Source organism: Rhodococcus sp. O3 (genome assembly GCF_048897285.1).
In the GTDB taxonomy this organism is placed as follows: Bacteria; Actinomycetota; Actinomycetes; order Mycobacteriales; family Mycobacteriaceae; genus Rhodococcus.
Window position 1 is genome coordinate 1 of record NZ_JBMBTE010000100.1, and the last position, 18,281, is coordinate 18,281.

Consider the following 18,281-nt stretch of genomic DNA (forward strand, 5'->3'; position numbering starts at 1 on the left):
GTGATGTGCGTGAGCAGGTCTGGGCAATCCATCGTCGCCGGCGCGACGCGCCCGTGTCGGCCATCGCACCCCCGCTTCGAGCGGTTCGGCTGGGCCTCCGCACGTTTCGACGACGCGTTGAATCTCGTGCCCGCGTCACCGCGCTGCGCATCTGGCGGCGCGACGCGCACAAGCACCCGAGTCCCAACGCCGGGCCGGTGGAGTCCGCGTTCGCAGGAGCCCTCGGTGTCATGCTCGGGGGCGTCAACGTCTACCACGGGCGCGTCGAGGACCGCGGCACCCTGGGCGACGGCCCCCGCCCGGTGCCCGTCGACATCGGCCGCACCGCCCGGCTCGCGGCGCGGGTCGGGGGGGTGCGCTCGCGGTGGCCGTTGCCGCGGCGCTCGCAGCCGGTCCCCGCGGTCGGTGGGTGCCCTGGACGCGTGTCGAAAGCCGCTGCCTCACAACCACTGACCGATCGAAGCGACCTGAACGGTGAGTTTTCTGCGCTCCGACGGTATCGCGGAGGTGAGTTACCTCGACGCGAAGTCGGGCTGGACGAATGCCGTGACGCGGGTGCTGCGGTCGTGGAGCACCACTTCACGGAACTGGTGGATGATCGCCCCGGTAGGGGCGTACAGGTGCTCGCCGCGGAACGGCCACTGGAACAGGTTGCCGATGTGCCCGGGCAGCGACCCCAGCGCGGGTTCGGCATCGAGCTCTGCCTCGGTCACCTCGAACACCATCGCCACCTCGTCGGGGTTGGGTCGAATCGGGTCCTCGAGCGCGCCGACCCACACCACCACCGGGGTGATCATGTATCCGGATCGGGTGACGAAGTCGTCGAGTCGTCCGAGAACTGCGTTCGAGTCCGCCGCTACACCGAGCTCCTCCTCGAGCTCGCGCACGGCCGCCTGCTCGGGTGTCTCACCGGCGTCGATACCGCCGCCGGGCAACGCGAACTGGCCCGGATGCGCCCGCATCCGGCTCGGGCGCAGCGTCAGCAGCAGCACCGGCCCGTCGGGACGCTCGACGACCGCCAGCGCGACCGCCGCACGACGGCCCCCGGTGTCGGCGGCGACAACCTGGAATCGATTCAGCGCGTGCACGCACCGCTCCCGGGTCAGCACCGCACCCCCAGCAGCCGCGTCACGATCCGGAACCGAGTTGACCGTCTCCGCCGTCATCGCTCGACTGTATCCGAACGACGATGGCTCGGATGTCCGCCCGACAGTGTCGAACGCGGCGTCACCAGCACCTTCCCGACCTGCCGAAGTCCCCGGTCCTGTCAAGGGCGGTGCTCCACCGTCGTCATGTGCCTGTACCCGATGCGGACGAGTTCGGCCAGTACCTCCAGGTCGACGTCGGCGAGCTTCGTGATGTACAGGCACGCCGCACCCGTCTTGGGCTTGCCGAGGGTCGCGAGGAGGTCCGCAGCCCCCGGCGCGACGGTGAGTCCGTAGAGCGCGAGGTTCGTCTTCCGCGGGGCGAAGCCCACGGCGAGCGCGTCGCCTTCACGGCCGCTGGCGTAGCGGTAGTGGTAGCTGCCGAACCCGACCATCGACGGTCCCCACATCACCGCCTGTTCCCCGGTCGCCTCGCTCATCAGGTCGAGCAGCGTCCAAGCGTCGGCCCGCCGGACCGGGTGCTCGACCGTTTCGAGGAATTCCGGGACGGACTGCGTGGTGGGTTTGGTCTTGTTCTCGGCCATGACCGCAGTCTGGCAGCAAACACGGCACCCGTGCCGTTGCGAAACGGTGTAACGTTGTAATCAGTGCAACACGCACCTGCCGATCGGTCCCTGGGAGGACCATCATGAACACTTACAGGCGATTCGGCCGCCCCGGCGGCTGGCAGCAAGCCGACATCCCCGATGCGTCCGACGCGGCCGAATGGTTTGCCGGACGACTTCCCGACGACTGGTTCACCGGACCCGTCGACGTCGAGGTGGATCGGGAGGAGATCGTCGTCGTCGGCGCACTTCCCCCACCCGACGAGAACAGCGACGCGACCGCGGACGGTCGCATCGCCCGCTTCCGTGAAACCACCCGCGGCGAGCGCATGCGCATCGCCGACGAGGCCGAGGCCCGCTACGGCCGGAAGGTCGCGTGGGGTGTCACCCTCGGCGATCGTCGAGTTCTGTTCACCCACTTGGCTGTTCCCGTGATGACCCGGCTCCGCCAACCCGAGCGGAAGGTCCTCGACACGTTGGTCGACGCCGGCGTGGCCCGCTCCCGTGCGGACGCCCTGAGCTGGACGGTCAAACTGGCCGGACAGCACAGCGAAGCGTGGCTCGCGGAGTTGCGGGAGGCGATGCGCAAGGTCGACGATCTACGCGCCGAGGGACCGCAACTCTGACAGTTCGGCAACGGCGGCAGTTCAGCGGCGTTGCACCCACGACGCCGCAGCAGCGACCGTCGCGACCGTGTCGACCCCTTCCGGCACGGCGGGTCGGCGCACCACGATCACCCGCACCCCGAGCTCGGCCGCCGCGTCGAGCTTGGCGCGGGTGTAGGAGCCGCCCGAATCCTTGGTGACGAGGGTGTCGATGTCGCGCTCCCGCATCAGATTTCGCTCGCCCTCGAGGGTGTAGGGCCCGCGGGTGTGCAGCACCGTCCACGGGTCCGGCACCTCGATGTCCAACGGGTCGACGACCCGCACCAAGGTCTCGTGCCGCGCGAGCGGACCGACGAAGCGGTCCAGGGTCTGGCGTCCCGTGCTCAGGAAGACTCGATCGCCGGTGGCGGCGACCGCTGCCGCCTCGTCGTGACCGTTTACCCACGTCCACGCGTCGGCCCCGGGGGTGCCTGCCCAGCCCGGGCGCGCCAACCGCACCAGAGGAACACCCGCCGCCGCGCATGCCGCGGCCGCGTTGGCGCTGATGCCGGCGGCGAACGGGTGCGTGGCGTCGACCACCGAACGAATCGGCTTGTCGAGCAAGTAATTCACGAGCCCCTCGACCCCACCGAATCCCCCGATGCGGACCTCCCCGACCGGTAGACGAGGGTCCCGGACCCGGCCGGCGAGCGACGACACGAACACGCTTCCGTCCGACTGCAGGTGCTCCGCGAGTGCACGGGCCTCGCCGGTTCCGCCCAGGATCAGAACCGTCACGACAGGACCCCGGTCAGCGTCGGCAGTCGCGACCTGTCCGACAGCATGTCCAGCAGGCGATCGACGTCCAGGTGCTGCTCGATCAGATCGGCCAGCAGCTCGAGTCGTGCCTCCCGTTCGGCCGGGAAACTCACTGCGCCCGTGCGCACCCGACGACCCGCCGCCCCCGCGACCTCCCGCAGCCAGGCCGCGCGCAGGGCGTCGCCCTCGAGACTGCCGTGCCACATCGTGCCGAACACCGAACCCGATCGGGCACCGCCGAGGAACTCCTCGCCGCTGCCGACGGTGATCCGCCCGTGGTGGATCTCGTACCCGGACGCGGGGACACCGAGCGCCGACCCCGTCGGCAACCGCAGTGCCTTCTCGCGCGTGAAAGCCGTGCGCACGTCGAGCAGTCCGAGCCCCTGAGCGGATGCCCCGGCAATCCCTTCCACGCCGTCGGGGTCGTCGATCACCGCGCCGAGCATCTGGAAGCCTCCGCAGATCCCCAGAATCGCGCCGCCGCGGTGGGCGTGGTCGAGCAGTGCGACGTCGAGCCCCCGCGACCGCAGCCACGCCAGGTCGGCGAGGGTCGCGCGGGTACCGGGGAGAATCACCGCGTCGACGCCGGCCAGCGCCCGCGGATCGTCGACGAACCGCACCCGCACGTCGGGCTCGAGGCACAGCGCGTCGACGTCCGTGAAATTGCTGATGCGCGGCAGCATCACGACCGCCACCGTCAGCGAGCCTGCACCGTCGTGCGCGGGGCGCGACGTCAGTGCCAGCGAATCCTCCGAGTCGAGCCACAGGTCGCGCTGCCAGGGCAGCACGCCCAGCACCGGGCGGCCGGTGAGCTTTTCCAGCGAGTCCAGACCCGGGCGGAGCAGCCCCACGTCGCCGCGGAACTTGTTGATCACGAACCCGCGGATCAGTGCCTGGTCGTCGGAGTCGAGCAACGCCAGCGTGCCGTACATGGAGGCGAACACTCCTCCACGGTCGATGTCGCCGACCAGGATCGTCGACATCCCGCCGTGCCGGGCCAGTCCCATGTTCACGTAATCGTGTGCGCGCAGATTGATTTCGGCGGCGCTGCCCGCGCCTTCACAGACGACGACGTCGAAACGGGATCGCAGGTCGTCCAGCGCCTCGAACGCCGCATCGGCGAGATGCTTCCGGCCACCGGCGAATTCACCTGCTTCGAGACGTCCCGCCGGTGTACCCATGACGACGACATGGCTGGTGCGGTCGCTGCCGGGTTTGAGCAGCACCGGATTCATGGCGGGCTCGGGGGTCGCGCGGGCGGCGACCGCCTGGATCCATTGGGCGCGCCCGATTTCGGCGCCGGTGCCGGTGACCGGGTCGACGGTGACCATGGAGTTGTTGGACATGTTCTGCGCCTTGAACGGCGCGACCGCGAGTCCGCGGCGGGACAGGGCCCGGCAGATCCCGGTGGTCACCACGGACTTTCCTGCGTCCGAGGTGGTTCCGGCGACGAGCAGGCCCTGTCCCATCGGTCAGACGACCGCGGTGCGGCGATCGGCGCGTTCGGTCAGGAACGCGAAGGCGACACCGAGCCCGGCCCACAGCGTGGCCTGCACGGCGAGGGACGAGATCCGGAACTCCCACAGCAGAGTCGCCGGGAAGTCGTCCGCGACCTCGTCGATCGCCGGCAGCACCAGATAGCCGAGGACCGCGACGACAAGGAAGGCGAGCACCGGCGCACCGAGGCGGACGGTGCGCAATTCCTGCGCGGCCAGCGCTTTCCGGACGATCACGGCGACCGCGACGGCCATGAGGCCGAGCACGACGGTGGCGAGCCACAGCCAGGTGCGCTGGGCGATCGTCTCCGGATCGCCGACGGCGGGCGGATTCGCCGGATACTTGAAGAATGGGACCGCCTCGATCGCGACCCAGCCCAGTGCCGCGGTCGCCAATGCCGACGACCACCCGGACAACGCGGAGTGCCGGCGGACGAAATGCAGTACGGCCGCGTAGATTGCGCCGAGCGCGAGGCCGGCGAGGGTTGTCGCCAGGAGCAGGCCGGCCTTCTGGCCGGTGCGGCCGACCAGGGCTTCGTCCCCGTGGCTGTGGCCCTGGGCTTCTGCGCTGTCGTGCGAGTGCCCGTGATCCGCTGCTGCTTCCTCGAGGGCGATCGCCGCGTCGACGTGGGGTTCGCCGACGACGAAGGCGACCGCCCCTGCGAGCAGGCCCGCGATGAGACCGGCGAGCAGGCCGCGCAGCAGGAGCTGAACGAAACTGCCGGTCAGCGGAACGGACTTCGATTCGGTTGTGGCGGGGTGCATCGATCCACCCGCGCTCAGTGGCACGGCAGACCGAGCAGGTGCCGGCCGTCGTGCATCAGTTCGTGCATGAACATGCCGCTGCGGGAGATCGCGCCCTGATCGAAACCGACCAGGTAGAGCACGACGAATGCGAGCAGAATCGTCGCGGTGACGGCCGCGGCGAGCGCAGCGTTGCCCAGCGACTCGTCCGGAAGATGAACGACAGCCATGAAAGAGCCTCCTCGGGATTGACGCGTCCCATCGAAAAGGTCACGCGCCGAGGGAGTTTTCTGGCTCCCGGACCATCGGTCCGGTCACAGTGGCGCGACCGCTCCGGTTTCCCACCGGATTGCCTGCACCTCGACGCATGCGTACGCCGAACAATTGCACTGCGCCACCACGCATGTCAAGCGGAAGACCGTTGTGGTGGAATATCGCTCGTGTTGCGCCTGCTGCTGTTGGCCCACGCGTCCACCGACGCGGTCGCGGACGTGCGCTTCCCCGCCGACGACCCGCTGTCCGATCGGGGCCGGCGCGAACTCCGACGCGTCCACGCTCCCGCCGTCGACCACACGCTGACCGCACCGGAGCGGTGCACCGTCGAGACCGCGGCGGCACTGGGGATGCGCGCGGAACCGGACGCGGCACTGCGGGAACTCGACTACGGCACGTGGACGGGCCGGCCGATGTCGGCGGTGCCCGAGGCCGACCTCGCGGCGTGGCTGACCGATCCGCACGCGGCGCCGCACGGCGGAGAATCTATCGCGACGCTGCTCGCCCGAACCCGATGCTGGCTCGACACGATGGCGGGCAGATCGGGCCGGTGGCTGGCGGTGACGCACCCGTCGGTGGTGCGGGCCGCGACGGTCTGTGCGCTGGGGGCTCCGGTCTCGGCGTTCTGGCGCGTCGACGTGCGGCCGGTGACCATCACCCGACTGCACGCCCGTGACGGCAGGTGGACGCTGCGGCTGTCCTGACCGACCACCTACCAGGTGACGTCGTCCTCGCACCGGCGTCCGTCGACGACGGTTTCGATCTGCACGGTCGCGTGGTCGAGTCCGTGGCCGGACAGCACGGTGCGCGCGGAGTCGAGGACCCATCGGGAGTCGTGGTCGCTGACCAGGTGCACGGTCGCGACGTCCATTCCGGTCGTCAGAGTCCAGACGTGCAGGTCGTGGACACCGGCCACGCCGGGCAGCGCGGCGAGGTCCGCGCGGACCGCGTCGACGTCCAGGTGTGCCGGCGACGCCTGCGTGAGGATGCGCAACGACGACGCCGCCAGGCGCAGGGCGCGCGGCACGACCCACAGCGAGATGAGCACACCGACGACGACGTCCGCGAAGTCCCAGCCGAAGCCGATGATCAGCGCACCCGCGACGAGGACTCCGACGCTGCCGACCGCGTCGGCGAGCACTTCGAGGTAGGCGCCGCGGACCGCGAGGCTGTCCTTCGCGTCGCTGCGCAGCATGAACATCACGACGAGATTTGCGGCGAGGCCGGCGGCGGCGGTGAGGATCATCGCCAGGCCGGGCAGTTCCGGGGTTTCGCCGATGCGCTCGATCGCCTCGTAGAACACCCAGGCCGCGACGCCGAGCAGCAGCACGGCGTTGGCCATCGCGGTGAGCACTTCGGCGCGGTGCCAGCCGAACGTGCGGGCCGCGGCGGTGCTGCCGCGTCGTGCCAGCAGGAGCGCGACCAGTCCCATCGACATGCCGACGACGTCGGTGAGCATGTGCCCGGCGTCGGCGAGCAGCGACAGCGACCCGATCAGCAGGCCGACAGTGGCTTCGAGGATCAGGAAGGCGACGAGGATGCCGAGCGCGATCGCCATCCGACGGATCGTCGTCCGGGAAGGACCGACGCCGCCGTTCTCGCGTCCCACTCCGTGTGAATGCCCGTGACCGGCCCCCATGACTCTCCCTCCGAATCCCGGCCAGCATATGCACACATGCGCATGTATTCAATACTTTCGCCGCGGGTGACGGGAATCCTCCACCCGGTCAGGTCGTATATCGGTTCCCGTCACCCGAGGTAGGACGAGGTTCGGGGTCGAAGTCGCTGTCGAGCTCGGGGCGGTAGGCGGGAGTGTCCGTGGTCGGCGGCAGGGTCGCGATCGCGGAGATGCGTTCCATGCCCGCGGCCTGCATGAGGTCGACGATCAGTGAACGCAACTGCGCGAACACCACCGTCGCGGACAAACCGGCCCCCTCGACCAGTTCCGGCCTCATCTTGCGGGCGACGCTGCGCAGCACCCGCGCGGCCTCGGCCTGATCGGGCTGATCCCCCGGCTCCGCGAGGATCATCTGGCGGAGTACGTCGACGGCTTTCGCGATTTCCTGGATGCGCTGAACGAGCCGAGGGTCGAGGATCTCGTCGTCACGCACCAGCGACAGCGACCGCCGCGCCAGGACCCGGATGTTGCGCATCGCGTTGTCGATCGGATCGGCCGCCGCCGTCAGCCGTTCGAGCCGGGGTTTGGTGTTCCAGTACAGCGGCGAGATCCGGCTGATCTCCCGGCCACCCTTGAGGTGGGTGCGCATCCCGTCGATCGCCGGCTGCGTCGCGCGGGCCTGTTGCAGCGCCTCGTCGATCGGCTTCGGATTGTTCTCCACCAACCCGGCCTCGACCTTCCACAACACGTCCCTCGCGGTCGCCAGGATCCCGGCCGCGTCGCGCCGCGCGCGACGAACCGGGTGGGTCGGCACCATCGCGACCACTGCGACTCCGACGAGACCGCCGACCAGCGCGTCGATCATCCGGTCGATGCCCCCGGTGCCGCCGGGCGGGATCAGGGTGGCGACCAGCACCGCCGAATTGCCGGCCTGCATCGCGAAGATCACGCCGCCGTTGATCAGCACCGCCGTGGACATGGCCATCACCACGACCAGCGCGATCTGCCAGGGACCGCTGCCGATCATCGAGATGATCAGGTCTCCGACCCCGATGCCGATCGTGACGCCGCAGACCAGCTCCACCGATCGCCGCAGCCGCGCGCCCAAGGACAACCCGAGGGACACGACCGCGGCGATCGGCGCGAAGAAGGGACGCTCGTGCCCGACCGGACCGGTCGCCACCCACCAGGCCAAACCGGCCGCGAGCGCGCACTGCACGATCGGCAGAGCCGACCTGCGCAGTCTCGCCGCCGGTCCCCGCAGGCGGCGGCGGATCTCGGTCCGGTCGAGCAGGCGCCTATTCGACGCCGAGCTCACGAGCGGCCCGCGGATCGCAGTCCTCGAGCAGGTCGAGGCAGCGGGCGTGCTCGTCGGTCTCGCCGATCGCCTGCGCGGCCCGGGCGAGAGCGGCGACGCACCGCAGGAATCCGCGGTTCGGTTCGTGCTCGTACGGCACCGGGCCGAAGCCCTTCCACCCGTTGCGCCGCAGCTGGTCGAGGCCACGGTGGTAGCCGGTGCGGGCGTATGCGTAGGCGGTGATCGTCTCGCCACGTTCGAGCGCGGCCTCCGCCAGGTACGCCCACGCGATGGACGCCGTCGGATGGTCCGCCGCGACCTTCGCGGGGTCCTCGTGGTTGAGCAGTGCCGATTCCGCGTCGTCGTCGCCGGGAAGCAGGGTGGGCTGAGGTCCGAGGAGATCACCGAAAGAGGTCATGGCGACCATTCTGCCCGGCGGCGCTCGAGGCTGGATAGGCTGCCCGGGAAACCGTAGGCCGTCGAACGAGGTGCATTCGTGCCGGATCCGAAGAACGAAGACGCTTCCACTCCCCCGGACGCGGCGACAGCGCCGCAGCAACAGGCCGGATCCGACGACGCCGCGGGCGAGCCCGAAGCGTCTGCACAGTCGGGCGACGACGGTACCGAGTCGGGCGACAGCACCGAAGCAGGCGTGACCGACGAGCCCGCCGGCTCCGAAGCGCCGGAAGGCGCCGACACCGAGACCGTGGCGATCCCTGTCGCCGGTGCTCGCGCATCCGAGACTCCCCCGCCTACAAAGACCGAGGCCGAGGCGAAGACCGACGCTGCCGAAGGTGGAGACACCGAGGACACCGGGACGCTCGAGGACACCGGGACGCTCGAGGACACCGCGGCTGCGAAGAGCGCAGAGACCCCGACGACCGCAGAGAGCCCGGCGGACACTGCGCCGACCGTCGCAATCCCCGCCGCCGATGCCGAGACCGTGGCGATCCCCGTCGCCGCCCGCGCGTCCGAGACTCGCAGGTCCGAGACCCACAAGTCCGAGTCCACCGAGACCGACGCCACCGAGACCGACGCCACCGAGACCTCGGCCGAAGAGCCCGGCTCCACCGAAACCTCAGCCGACGCGTCGACCGAGAAGACCGAGCAGCCCGATGCAACGGCACCGGATGCTGCCGACGCCGAGACCGTGCAGATCCCGGTGCGGGCGCATGTGCCCAACAGGAGGCAGCCGCAGCGCATCGAGCCGCGCGCGGCCGAACCTGCCCGCCCCGAACCGCAGCGTTTCCAGCCGCAGCCGACCCCGCAACGCATCGAACCGTCGTCCTCGGGCCGCAGCGGCAAGCGCTGGGCCGTCGCCGCGACCGTCGCGGGAGTTCTGGTGATCGCGGCGATCGTCGTGTCGGCGCTGCTGGTGTATCTCGATCATCGGGCCGAGAACTCCCCCGAGGCACGGATACGCGCGAGCGTCGACACGTTCGTGACGGCGCTCGCAGCAGGCGACCTCGCGACGCTGCGCACGTCGACGTGCGGGGGGCTGGCCGAGTTCTACGCGACGGTGGATCCGGCGAAGTTCGCGGAGATCCACGAACTGGCGGAGCAGCAGGGCTCGGTGCCTGTGGTGACGAGCGTCGACAAGGTCCAGATCACGGACTCTCACGCGATCGTGCAGGTCACTGCGCATCCGGCAGGGACACCGACCGATGTCACCGAACGGACCTTCGACCTGTCCGAGGTGGGCGGGGAATGGAAGGTCTGCGGCGAATAGCGCTCGTGCGTGTTTCCGGTGGCCGGAGCTACCGGAAACACGCACGAGGGGGATCTAGCCTGCGGAGACCGAGCGGCCGGCCGACTTCAGGTCGTTGCAGGCCTCGATGACGCGGGCGGTCATCGACGCCTCGGCCTTCTTGAGGTAGCTGCGCGGATCGTAGGTCTTCTTGTTGCCGACCTCGCCGTCCACCTTGAGGACACCGTCGTAGTTCTGGAACATGTGGGCCGCGATGGGACGGGTGAACGCGTACTGGGTGTCGGTGTCGACGTTCATCTTCACGACGCCGTAGCTCAGCGCCTCGTCGATCTCGGACTTCAGCGAGCCGGAGCCGCCGTGGAAGACCAGATCGAACGGCTTCGAACCGGCCGGCAGACCCAGCTTCTTCGAGGCAGCGGCCTGGCCCTCCGCGAGGACGGACGGCTTGAGCTTCACATTGCCCGGCTTGTAGACGCCGTGGACGTTGCCGAACGTCGCGGCGAGCAGGTACTGGCCCTTGTCGCCGGCGCCGAGCGCATCGACGGTCTTCTCGAAGTCCTCGATCGTGGTGTAGAGCTTCTCGTTGATGGCGTTCTCGACGCCGTCCTCTTCACCGCCGACGACGCCGATCTCGATCTCGAGGATGATCTTCGCGGCCTGCGCGGCCGAGAGAAGCTCCTGGGCGATCTCGAGGTTCTCGTCGATCGGAACGGCCGAGCCGTCCCACATGTGCGACTGGAACAGCGGGTTGCGGCCGGCGTTCACGCGCTCCTGGGAGATCGCGATGAGCGGGCGCACGAAGGTGTCGAGCTTGTCCTTCGGGCAGTGGTCGGTGTGCAGAGCGATGGTGACGTCGTACTTCTCGGCGACGACGTGCGCGAACTCGGCGAGCGCGACCGCGCCGGTCACCATGTCCTTCACGCCCAGACCGGAACCGAACTCGGCACCACCGGTCGAGAACTGGATGATGCCGTCGCTACCGGCGTCCGCGAAGCCCTTGATCGCGGCGTTGATGGTTTCGGACGACGTGCAGTTGATCGCGGGGAACGCGAAGGAGTGCTCCTTGGCGCGGGCGATCATCTCGGCGTAAACCTCGGGAGTCGCGATAGGCACAGCGGCTGTCCTCCAGATGAGATGTTGTCGCCTACCTGCGGTGCCGGTAGGCGCAAGGGTTGTCCTTGCAGTATGTCAACAGTCCTGGGTACTGCCCAGTTGGGTCCGGATCCGGACCGTTGCGTGGCCCCGTCGCGGAGACACCGGGCCTCGTCGGTACGTGTGCCGCCGGTACTCTGGGGTCCGTGACTTTCTTGGAAACCTCGGAATCTGTGACCAATCTGGCCCTGTTACCGGGTTTCCTGGATCCGGTCAATCTGCTCAATTCGTTCGGCACGTGGGTCCTGATCGGCCTGCTGGTGGTCGTGTTCATCGAGTCGGGTCTGCTGTTCCCGCTGCTGCCGGGCGACTCGCTGCTGTTCACCGCCGGTCTCATCGTCGCAGGCAAGTCCGCGGAGGTCGAGCCGTTCGCGCCGCTGTGGGTGCTGCTGGTGGCGATCCCGATCGCCGCGATCCTCGGCGACCAGGTGGGCTACTTCATCGGTACGAAGGGCGGCACCGCCCTGTTCAAGAGCAACGACGCGAAGTTCTTCAAGAAGAAGTACATCGACGAGTCGCACGCCTTCTTCCTGCGGCACGGGCCGATCACCATCGTGCTGGCCCGGTTCGTTCCGATCGTCCGCACGTTCGCGCCGCTCGTGGCCGGTGCCGCGAAGATGCCCTATCGCGTGTTCATCACCTACAACATCATCGGTGGTGTGCTGTGGGGCGCGGGCATCACGCTGCTCGGTTACCTGCTCGGGCAGATCGGCTTCATCCGCGACAACGTCGATCTGATCTTCCTTCTCATCGTGTTCGTCTCCGTCGTCCCGATCATGATCGAGGTCGGCAAGCGCTTCCTCGGGAAGGGCGACAGCGCCGAGTCCGGCAGCGCCGACGAGGGCACGTCCACCGCCGCCTCCGCCAAGGCCGCGGACCGGGTCTCCGACAACGAGAAGACCCTGGTCATCGACACCTCGGCATTCGCCGACCAGCCGCGGCGCACCGACGACTCGGCCGTGGACACCACGCCGATCCCGACTCCGGGTCAGCCGAACAACTGACCGAACGACGACGAGGCCTCTTCCGCTGCGGAAGAGGCCTCGTGCGTTTCCGTGCTTCACCCCCGGACCGCCACGCCTCCGGACCGTGACGCCTCTAGACCGCGACGGCCGCGAACTGGCTGGCCGGGCGCGGCAACCCGAAGTGGTCGCGCAGCGTGCGACCGGCGTAATCGGTGCGGAACAGGCCGCGTTCCTGCAAGATCGGCACGACCTGCGACGTGAACGCCTCGAGTCCCTGCGGGTACTGCGGCGGCATCACGTTGAAGCCGTCCGCGCCGCCCTGCGTGAACCATTCCTCGATGGTGTCGGCGACCTGCTCGGCGGTGCCGGCGAACACGCGGTGTCCACGCGCGCCCGCGAGCCGATGCAGCAGGCCGCGCAGCGTCGGCCGGTCCCGTTCGACGATGTTCGCGACGACCTGCTTGCGGCTCGCCGTGTTGTCGGTGACGGTGCCCGCGTCGCCGAACACGTCGAGCGGGACCGTCTCGTCGAGCCGGAGGTGACGCAGCGACACCTGCGCGATGTTCTCGAGCTGGGTCAGCCCGTACTCGACGACCGTCAGCTCGTTGAATTCGCGTTCGAGCGCGTGGGCCTCGGCCTCGGTGTCGCCGATGAACGGGCTGATGCCGGGCAGGATCTTCACGTGATCGGGGTTGCGGCCGAATTCGGCCGCCCGCTTCTTGATGTCGGCGTAGAACGCCTGCGCATCGGACAACCGCTGGTGGGCGGTGAAGATCGCCTCCGCGTACCGGCCCGCGAAGTCACGGCCGTCGTTGGACGAGCCGGCCTGCACGAGCACCGGATGACCCTGCGGCGAGCGTGCCGCACCGAACGGCCCGGCGACCTTCAGGTGCTTGCCCTCGAAATTGATCGGGTGGATCTTCCCGGTGTCCGCGTAGATGCCGCGGTCCTTGTCGATGACGAGCGCGTCGTCCTCCCAGCTGTCCCACAGCTTGACGACGGCATCGACGAACTCGCGGGCCCGTTCGTACCGGGTGGCGTGGTCGGGGTGCGCGTCGAGCCCGAAGTTGGCGGCGGCCTTGTCGGTCCCGGTGGTGACGATGTTCCAGCCGGCGCGGCCTCCGGAGATGTGGTCGAGCGAGGAGAACAGGCGAGCCAGGTTGTAGGGCTCGTAGTAGGTGGTCGACGCGGTCGCGATCAGACCCAGGTGGCTGGTGACCGACGCGATCGCGGTGAGCAGCGTGATCGGCTCGAAGCCGTAGGTCGCGTTGTGGCGCACGTCGGTGCGCAGCGCCGGACCGTCGGCGAGGAACACCGCGTCGAGCTTCGCCGCCTCCGCGGTCCGACCGATGTCCTGGTAGTACGTGACGTCGTAGAGCCGTTCCGGGGTGCTGCCGGGATGCCGCCACGATGCCTCGTGGTGGCCGGTCGGATAGATGAAGGCGTTGAGGCTGAGCTGACGTGGTTGTTCGGTCATGTTCCTACAAGTAGACCGGGGCCCGCGCCTCGAACAGGGTTAAGGTTGCGACGATCGTAAAGCCCGCTCGGTCGCGACCGCGTGTGCCGCTTCCATCAGCATCCATCCCCCGAGCTGCACCGACAGGTCCCGCTCGGCGACCTCGGATTCGTGGACGGTGCCGCCGGAGAACCGGGCGATGGCGTCGCCGGTGCCGGGCAGCCGGGCCTGCACCGACCAGTCCCGGCCGAACAGCGGGAGTTCCTCGATCTGCAGGCGGTTGTCCCAGGCCGCGTCCGCCGACATCAGCACCAGGCGGGCGGCGGTGTTGCGGGCCCGTTCGTCGTCGACGTCGTGGACCGGCAGGCTCGTCGCGACCATCGCGAGGTACCGGGCGAGGATGCCGTTGAACAGTCCGCCGTCGCCCCCGCCCCCGCCGGTGATGACACTGGCGTCGGCGAGTTCGAGGTCGACGGCGTCGACGAGGCCGTGCACCCGCTTGCGGTGCCGTTCGTCGCCGATGCGGATGGCCAGGTCGGTTTCGAGTCCGAGCACCACGCCCTGGCAGTAGCTGTAGATCGCGCGTTCGATCTTCGCGTTGCGGATGCCGTCGAAGATCAGGCCGGTCTCGGGATCCTTCAGGGTCTCGTCGATCCAGTCCGCGATCTCCTGGGCGCGCCACACCTTGCCGGTGCGGGAGAGCAGAAGCCCGGCGGGCCCGTTGGCGGGGGTGTTGAAGAAGTTGTCGCGTCGACGCCACGGCAATCCGCCGCCGCGCTCGGGCTGCCACGCCGAGAACAGCGCGTCCTCGAGATCCGCGATGCCCTTGCGGTGATCCACCAACAGGTGCCGCTGCGCGCGTTCGAGCGCGAGACCGAGCCAGGCCATGTCGTCGTAGTAGTTGTTGGTCCACCCGCTGATGTTGCGGATGCGGTGGGTGCGCGTGAGCCGGACGACGCGGCGCCGGCGTCGCGGTGTCGCATCGCGTTCGGCGGCGTCGACGGCGAGATCGATCAGGTGCGCCTGCCACCAGTAGTGCCACGTGAGGAACAGCCGTTCGCGGCGAACCGCGGGCCATCCGACGACCCCCATCGCGGTACCGGGCAGAGCCCACAACCGGCGTATGTGCCGGGAGTCGACGGCAGCCTCGGCGGCATCGGCCCGCTCGGTCCACAGTTCCGACATGACGTCGATCATCCTCACTTCACGATGGGTCTGCTACCACCACGGGACGTACATCACCACGCGCGCGTCAGGTCCGCATGTTGACGTATCCAGGCGTGCATCGCGATTCCCGCGGCGACCCCGGCGTTGATGCTGCGGGTCGAACCGAACTGGGCGATGGACACCGTCGTCGACGCGACCTCCCGCGCCCGCTCGGTGACGCCGGGTCCCTCCTGCCCGAACAGCAGCAAGCAGTGGTACGGCAGCGTCGTCGTCTCCAACGGCACCGAACCCGGGGTGTTGTCGACCGCGACGATCTCGATGTTGCGGTCCGCCGCCCAATCGATCAACGCGTCCACATCCGGATGGTGCATCAGATGCTGATAACGGTCGGTTACCATGGCGCCCCGGCGATTCCAGCGTCGGCGACCCACGATGTGCACAGTGGCGGCAGCGAACGCATTGGCGGTACGCACGACCGTGCCGATGTTCGCGTCGTGCCCGAAGTTCTCGATCGCCACGTGCAGCGGATGCCGTCGCGTGTCGATGTCCGCGACGATCGCCTCCCGCGTCCAGTAGCGGTAGGCGTCGACCACGTTGCGGCGGTCGCCGTGCGCGAGCAGTTCCGGGTCGTAGCGCGGATCCTGCGGGGGCTCGGTACCGAACTCGTCGATCCAGGGACCGACGCCGTGCGGGTGCTCACCCCACTCGGTCGGTCCGGCAGCCTCGTCGTCGACGGTCACGGTCAGAACGTCTCGTTCGAACCGGCCGCGACCGTGAAGCCGTGTCCGGTGCCATCGTTGACGCAGGTGACGTCCGTCTCCGTCGTGGTGCACGAGAACCCGAGCTTCGACAGCGTCGAACCGGCGGGCAGCACGGCGGTGTCGCCGTCGGACAGATAGACCGGGCCGCCGGAGCACATGAACGCACCCTCGCCCTCGTTTTCCACCCGAATACCGTTGCCCCAGTTGACGACACAGTCGTCCGGTCGCGGCGGAACCGGATCGGTGGCGCCTTCGCATCCGGCTTCGGTGCGGGTGGGCAGCTTGACGATGCCGCAGTGGAACTGCCCGTCCGGGCTGGTGAAGTAGTACGACTCGTTGCGCTCGTAGGGCACGTCGACGAGCGAGGTCGGCGCTTCCGGCTCGGTCGTCGCGACGGTCGTGGTGACCGGTTCCGTCGTCGTGGTCGTCGGCGCGACCGTCGTCGTGGTCGGCGCCGGGGTGCTCGTGGTGGTAGTCGGTACCGCCGCAACGGATTCCGTCTGCGTCCCCTGGTCCGTGCCCCCGCATCCCGCGAGCAGCAGACCCGCCACCGTCACCACACCGATCGACGTCACCCGACGCACGTTCACGCAACTCCCTCCGAAGACCCGGGTGACACTCTATCGGCCGGTCACCTGTGACCCGTGAGCCACCGGTTCACCAGCCGGTTGACCGGCGCCGGCGACACCTGCGCGGTCGCGGCGAACAGTTTCGCCTGCCATCCCACCGGCCGGTGCACCTTCCAGCGCGGCTGCCCGGCCCGGGTCGCCTCGTACAGGGCGCGCGCGACGTCGTCGGCGGTGAGGTGGATCCCGAGGGACCGGGTCGCGCCGGTGTCCATGCCGGTGGTCATCGCGGTGTCGACGAACAGCGGCCACATCGCCAGCACCCGGATGTCGTGCTCGGCCCATTCGATCTCGAGCGCCTCGGTCAGGCCGCGCACCGCGAACTTGGTGGCGCTGTAGGTCGCGAGTTCCGGCTGGCCGTAGAGCGCCGACGCCGAGCACAGGTTCACCACGTGCGAGCCCGGTGTGACACGCAGATATTCGAACGCCGCATGGCAACCGTTGACGGTGCCGGTCACGTTGACGTCGACGATCCGGCGGTGCCGTTCGATCGGTGTGTCGGCGAACGGCCCCGACGACAGCACCCCCGCGTTGTTGACGAGGATGTCGAGGCGACCGTCCGGGCAGAACGCCTTCAGCGCCCGTGCCCACTGCCCGGGGTCGGTGACGTCGAGGACGCCGGTGACGATCCCGGGTTGTTCCGCCGCGAGGATCTCCAGGCCCTCGGCGTCGACGTCGAACGCGCCGACCCGATAGCCGCGGCGCGCGAAGAGCAGGGCGGTGGAACGACCGATACCGGCGGCGGCGCCGGTGACGAACACGCTGGTGGCAGGCATGAACGCCAGCCTAGCGACCCCGACGGGACCGCACGTGCGGACTATCCTGGTGTCGGAGGTGTCATGAACCACCAGCGTGTCGCGCGTGCAGTCGCCGTCGTCACCGGCGGGTACGTTCTCGTACTCGCCCTGTGGCTGACGTACTTCGTGGGCGGCTCCCCCGAGGGCACGCTCGGATTCCAGGTGATCTTCCTGGTCTGCGCCTACGGCTCCGCGCTGGGCCTGGCCATGATCGCCGCCGGACGCCCGTCCCGCCGCGACCGCCGCCTGCTACGGCGCGGGCTCGAAGGGTGGGCGACGATCCGTTCGGCGACACCGATCGCACACACCGTCGACAACGGTGAGATCACCGAACTCGACCTCGACCTGACGGTGCCCGGTTCCGAGTCCTATCGCGGCCGGGTGGTCTACGAGGTGACCCCGGAATTCGCCGACGCCTTCGAACCGGGCCGGGTGATCACCATCCGGGTCGATCCGAAGAACCGCGACCGGATCGTGTTGTGCCCGTGAGTTGCTCGGGCCACCGATCGGGCAGTACGGGCCGCGGCATGTAGTTCGGACGAAGTCTTCCCGGGCGTGCACCGGCTTGGAATGGTGATTCCGTGCGCAAAACATTGTGCGTCCTGACGATCGCGACCGGGATTGCGGCGGGATCCGCCGGCACGGCCGCCGCCCACCCCGTCGCCCTGTCGCCTCCGGTCGCTCCCGTGAACATCACCACCCCGTGGTGCACCCATCACACGCCGCAGTTGCACCTGTCGGCGCTCACCTGCCTGGCGAGCATCGTCTCGACAGGTTCCGCCTGATCACCGCTTCCGTGAATGTTCGACACAGGTCACCCCCGGCGACCGGCGAGCATGCCCTCCACCAGCAGCAGTTGCGCCGCCGCGTAGGTCGCGAGGATGAACCCTTCGGCCGCGGCCCGGGCCTTCCGGTTCTTCAGCAGTACGCGGCGCACCACGATCGTGCCGTCGGACATCGTGAACACCAGACCACCCAGGCCGAGCCAGCTGCGCCGGTCCGCGGACGGCCGTGGCATCCCCGCCACCTGCGCCGCACCCGGGGCGAGTACCGGATCGGCCGCGAGGGTCGCGGTGGTGGCGAGCAACGCCCCGTACCCGGTCAGGG

21 protein-coding genes, 2 pseudogenes and 1 riboswitch are annotated in these 18,281 nt (G+C 69.1%); of the genes and pseudogenes, 7 read left to right on the forward strand and 16 right to left on the reverse strand.

The features are described 5' to 3' along the window. Window positions 1-19: 19 nt before the first annotated feature. Window positions 20-478: pseudogene (locus ACN675_RS21890) on the forward strand (CobD/CbiB family cobalamin biosynthesis protein); the annotation flags it as partial. Window positions 479-512: 34 nt separating this feature from the next. Here ACN675_RS21890 and ACN675_RS21895 read toward each other — a convergent pair. Both ACN675_RS21895 and ACN675_RS21900 read right to left on the reverse strand, forming a co-directional pair. Then, window positions 513-1,166, reverse strand: a complete 654-nt coding sequence (locus ACN675_RS21895) for an NUDIX hydrolase (RefSeq protein WP_420752844.1) — start codon at window positions 1,164-1,166, stop codon at window positions 513-515. Window positions 1,167-1,267: 101 nt separating this feature from the next. Beyond that, window positions 1,268-1,690 carry a DUF1801 domain-containing protein gene (locus tag ACN675_RS21900; protein ID WP_420752845.1) on the reverse strand — a complete coding sequence of 141 codons (423 nt, stop codon included), beginning with the start codon at window positions 1,688-1,690 and terminating at the stop codon, window positions 1,268-1,270. 104 nt (window positions 1,691-1,794) lie between these two features. Between ACN675_RS21900 and ACN675_RS21905 the strand changes: the two genes are divergently transcribed. Next, window positions 1,795-2,337 carry a hypothetical protein gene (locus ACN675_RS21905; protein ID WP_420752846.1) on the forward strand — a complete coding sequence of 181 codons (543 nt, stop codon included), beginning with the start codon at window positions 1,795-1,797 and terminating at the stop codon, window positions 2,335-2,337. A gap of 21 nt (window positions 2,338-2,358) precedes the next feature. On the opposite strand, the gene ACN675_RS21910 is transcribed toward ACN675_RS21905, so the two are convergent. The 4 genes from ACN675_RS21910 to ACN675_RS21925 are packed head-to-tail and all read right to left on the reverse strand — an operon-like array spanning window position 2,359 to window position 5,584. Beyond that, the gene (locus tag ACN675_RS21910; RefSeq protein WP_420752847.1) at window positions 2,359-3,093 is read right to left on the reverse strand and encodes a cobalt-precorrin-6A reductase; all 735 of its coding nucleotides are present in this window, start codon (window positions 3,091-3,093) and stop codon (window positions 2,359-2,361) included. Further along, window positions 3,090-4,583: a cobyric acid synthase gene (locus tag ACN675_RS21915; RefSeq protein ID WP_420752848.1), complete on the reverse strand. Its 1,494-nt coding sequence runs from the start codon at window positions 4,581-4,583 to the stop codon at window positions 3,090-3,092. Before ACN675_RS21915 ends, ACN675_RS21910 begins: the two co-directional genes overlap by 4 nt. Window positions 4,584-4,586: 3 nt before the next feature. Next, a complete protein-coding gene (locus ACN675_RS21920; RefSeq protein ID WP_420752849.1) occupies window positions 4,587-5,375 on the reverse strand; it encodes a CbtA family protein in 789 nt (262 codons plus the stop codon). A 14-nt stretch (window positions 5,376-5,389) separates the two neighbouring features. Continuing rightward, window positions 5,390-5,584: a CbtB domain-containing protein gene (locus ACN675_RS21925; RefSeq protein ID WP_420752850.1), complete on the reverse strand. Its 195-nt coding sequence runs from the start codon at window positions 5,582-5,584 to the stop codon at window positions 5,390-5,392. A 56-nt stretch (window positions 5,585-5,640) separates the two neighbouring features. Continuing rightward, window positions 5,641-5,705: riboswitch (cobalamin riboswitch) on the reverse strand. An 80-nt stretch (window positions 5,706-5,785) separates the two neighbouring features. Between ACN675_RS21925 and ACN675_RS21930 the strand changes: the two genes are divergently transcribed. Next, window positions 5,786-6,331: a histidine phosphatase family protein gene (locus tag ACN675_RS21930; protein ID WP_420752862.1), complete on the forward strand. Its 546-nt coding sequence runs from the start codon at window positions 5,786-5,788 to the stop codon at window positions 6,329-6,331. A gap of 8 nt (window positions 6,332-6,339) precedes the next feature. On the opposite strand, the gene ACN675_RS21935 is transcribed toward ACN675_RS21930, so the two are convergent. The 3 genes from ACN675_RS21935 to ACN675_RS21945 all read right to left on the reverse strand — a co-directional run bounded on the left by ACN675_RS21935 (window position 6,340) and on the right by ACN675_RS21945 (window position 8,960). Further along, window positions 6,340-7,266 (reverse strand): cation diffusion facilitator family transporter, encoded by a 927-nt coding sequence (locus ACN675_RS21935; protein ID WP_420752851.1) that lies wholly within the window; start codon window positions 7,264-7,266, stop codon window positions 6,340-6,342. An 88-nt stretch (window positions 7,267-7,354) separates the two neighbouring features. After that, on the reverse strand, window positions 7,355-8,539 hold the full coding sequence (locus tag ACN675_RS21940; protein ID WP_420752863.1) for an FUSC family protein: 1,185 nt from the start codon (window positions 8,537-8,539) through the stop codon (window positions 7,355-7,357). 4 nt (window positions 8,540-8,543) lie between these two features. Beyond that, complete coding sequence (locus ACN675_RS21945) at window positions 8,544-8,960, reverse strand: DUF3151 domain-containing protein (protein ID WP_420752852.1); 417 nt, start codon at window positions 8,958-8,960, stop codon at window positions 8,544-8,546. A gap of 78 nt (window positions 8,961-9,038) precedes the next feature. On the opposite strand from ACN675_RS21945, the gene ACN675_RS21950 reads away from it, so the two are divergent. Further along, window positions 9,039-10,271 (forward strand): hypothetical protein, encoded by a 1,233-nt coding sequence (locus tag ACN675_RS21950; RefSeq protein WP_420752853.1) that lies wholly within the window; start codon window positions 9,039-9,041, stop codon window positions 10,269-10,271. A gap of 54 nt (window positions 10,272-10,325) precedes the next feature. Here ACN675_RS21950 and fbaA read toward each other — a convergent pair whose 3' ends face one another. Beyond that, window positions 10,326-11,363 carry a class II fructose-bisphosphate aldolase gene (fbaA, locus tag ACN675_RS21955; RefSeq protein ID WP_248672952.1) on the reverse strand — a complete coding sequence of 346 codons (1,038 nt, stop codon included), beginning with the start codon at window positions 11,361-11,363 and terminating at the stop codon, window positions 10,326-10,328. Window positions 11,364-11,539: 176 nt separating this feature from the next. On the opposite strand from fbaA, the pseudogene ACN675_RS21960 reads away from it, so the two are divergent. Further along, window positions 11,540-12,250: pseudogene (locus ACN675_RS21960) on the forward strand (VTT domain-containing protein); the annotation flags it as partial. A 250-nt stretch (window positions 12,251-12,500) separates the two neighbouring features. Here the strand turns inward: ACN675_RS21960 and ACN675_RS21965 are convergent. Genes ACN675_RS21965 through ACN675_RS21985 form a run of 5 tightly spaced genes read right to left on the reverse strand, consistent with a single transcriptional unit; the run spans window position 12,501 to window position 17,153 of the window. After that, window positions 12,501-13,844 carry an LLM class flavin-dependent oxidoreductase gene (locus ACN675_RS21965; RefSeq protein WP_420752854.1) on the reverse strand — a complete coding sequence of 448 codons (1,344 nt, stop codon included), beginning with the start codon at window positions 13,842-13,844 and terminating at the stop codon, window positions 12,501-12,503. A gap of 39 nt (window positions 13,845-13,883) precedes the next feature. Next, the gene (locus ACN675_RS21970; RefSeq protein ID WP_420752855.1) at window positions 13,884-15,008 is read right to left on the reverse strand and encodes a glycoside hydrolase family 76 protein; all 1,125 of its coding nucleotides are present in this window, start codon (window positions 15,006-15,008) and stop codon (window positions 13,884-13,886) included. 53 nt (window positions 15,009-15,061) lie between these two features. Next, the gene (locus tag ACN675_RS21975) at window positions 15,062-15,730 is read right to left on the reverse strand and encodes a TrmH family RNA methyltransferase (RefSeq protein WP_420752856.1); all 669 of its coding nucleotides are present in this window, start codon (window positions 15,728-15,730) and stop codon (window positions 15,062-15,064) included. 2 nt (window positions 15,731-15,732) lie between these two features. Further along, window positions 15,733-16,341 carry a DUF6636 domain-containing protein gene (locus ACN675_RS21980; protein WP_420752857.1) on the reverse strand — a complete coding sequence of 203 codons (609 nt, stop codon included), beginning with the start codon at window positions 16,339-16,341 and terminating at the stop codon, window positions 15,733-15,735. Between the two features lie 41 nt (window positions 16,342-16,382). After that, a complete protein-coding gene (locus ACN675_RS21985; protein ID WP_420752858.1) occupies window positions 16,383-17,153 on the reverse strand; it encodes an SDR family oxidoreductase in 771 nt (256 codons plus the stop codon). Window positions 17,154-17,216: 63 nt separating this feature from the next. On the opposite strand from ACN675_RS21985, the gene ACN675_RS21990 reads away from it, so the two are divergent. Continuing rightward, a complete protein-coding gene (locus ACN675_RS21990) occupies window positions 17,217-17,663 on the forward strand; it encodes a hypothetical protein (RefSeq protein WP_420752859.1) in 447 nt (148 codons plus the stop codon). A gap of 92 nt (window positions 17,664-17,755) precedes the next feature. Further along, complete coding sequence (locus ACN675_RS21995) at window positions 17,756-17,959, forward strand: hypothetical protein (RefSeq protein ID WP_420752860.1); 204 nt, start codon at window positions 17,756-17,758, stop codon at window positions 17,957-17,959. Window positions 17,960-17,988: 29 nt separating this feature from the next. Here the strand turns inward: ACN675_RS21995 and ACN675_RS22000 are convergent. Beyond that, window positions 17,989-18,281 (reverse strand): lysoplasmalogenase family protein (locus ACN675_RS22000; protein ID WP_420752861.1); only part of this gene is annotated, 293 nt, incomplete at its 5' end.

Bases quoted from the DNA above. Each gene is read 5' to 3' on its own strand.
- ACN675_RS21895 (WP_420752844.1), bottom strand. From the start codon at position 1,166: ATGACGGCGGAGACGGTCAACTCGGTTCCGGATCGTGACGCGGCTGCT.
- ACN675_RS21900 (WP_420752845.1), bottom strand. From the start codon at position 1,690: ATGGCCGAGAACAAGACCAAACCCACCACGCAGTCCGTCCCGGAATTC.
- ACN675_RS21905 (WP_420752846.1), top strand. From the start codon at position 1,795: ATGAACACTTACAGGCGATTCGGCCGCCCCGGCGGCTGGCAGCAAGCC.
- ACN675_RS21915 (WP_420752848.1), bottom strand. From the start codon at position 4,583: ATGGGACAGGGCCTGCTCGTCGCCGGAACCACCTCGGACGCAGGAAAG.
- ACN675_RS21920 (WP_420752849.1), bottom strand. From the start codon at position 5,375: ATGCACCCCGCCACAACCGAATCGAAGTCCGTTCCGCTGACCGGCAGT.
- ACN675_RS21925 (WP_420752850.1), bottom strand. From the start codon at position 5,584: ATGGCTGTCGTTCATCTTCCGGACGAGTCGCTGGGCAACGCTGCGCTC.
- ACN675_RS21935 (WP_420752851.1), bottom strand. From the start codon at position 7,266: ATGGGGGCCGGTCACGGGCATTCACACGGAGTGGGACGCGAGAACGGC.
- ACN675_RS21945 (WP_420752852.1), bottom strand. From the start codon at position 8,960: ATGACCTCTTTCGGTGATCTCCTCGGACCTCAGCCCACCCTGCTTCCC.
- ACN675_RS21965 (WP_420752854.1), bottom strand. From the start codon at position 13,844: ATGACCGAACAACCACGTCAGCTCAGCCTCAACGCCTTCATCTATCCG.
- ACN675_RS21970 (WP_420752855.1), bottom strand. From the start codon at position 15,008: ATGTCGGAACTGTGGACCGAGCGGGCCGATGCCGCCGAGGCTGCCGTC.
- ACN675_RS21985 (WP_420752858.1), bottom strand. From the start codon at position 17,153: ATGCCTGCCACCAGCGTGTTCGTCACCGGCGCCGCCGCCGGTATCGGT.
- ACN675_RS21990 (WP_420752859.1), top strand. From the start codon at position 17,217: ATGAACCACCAGCGTGTCGCGCGTGCAGTCGCCGTCGTCACCGGCGGG.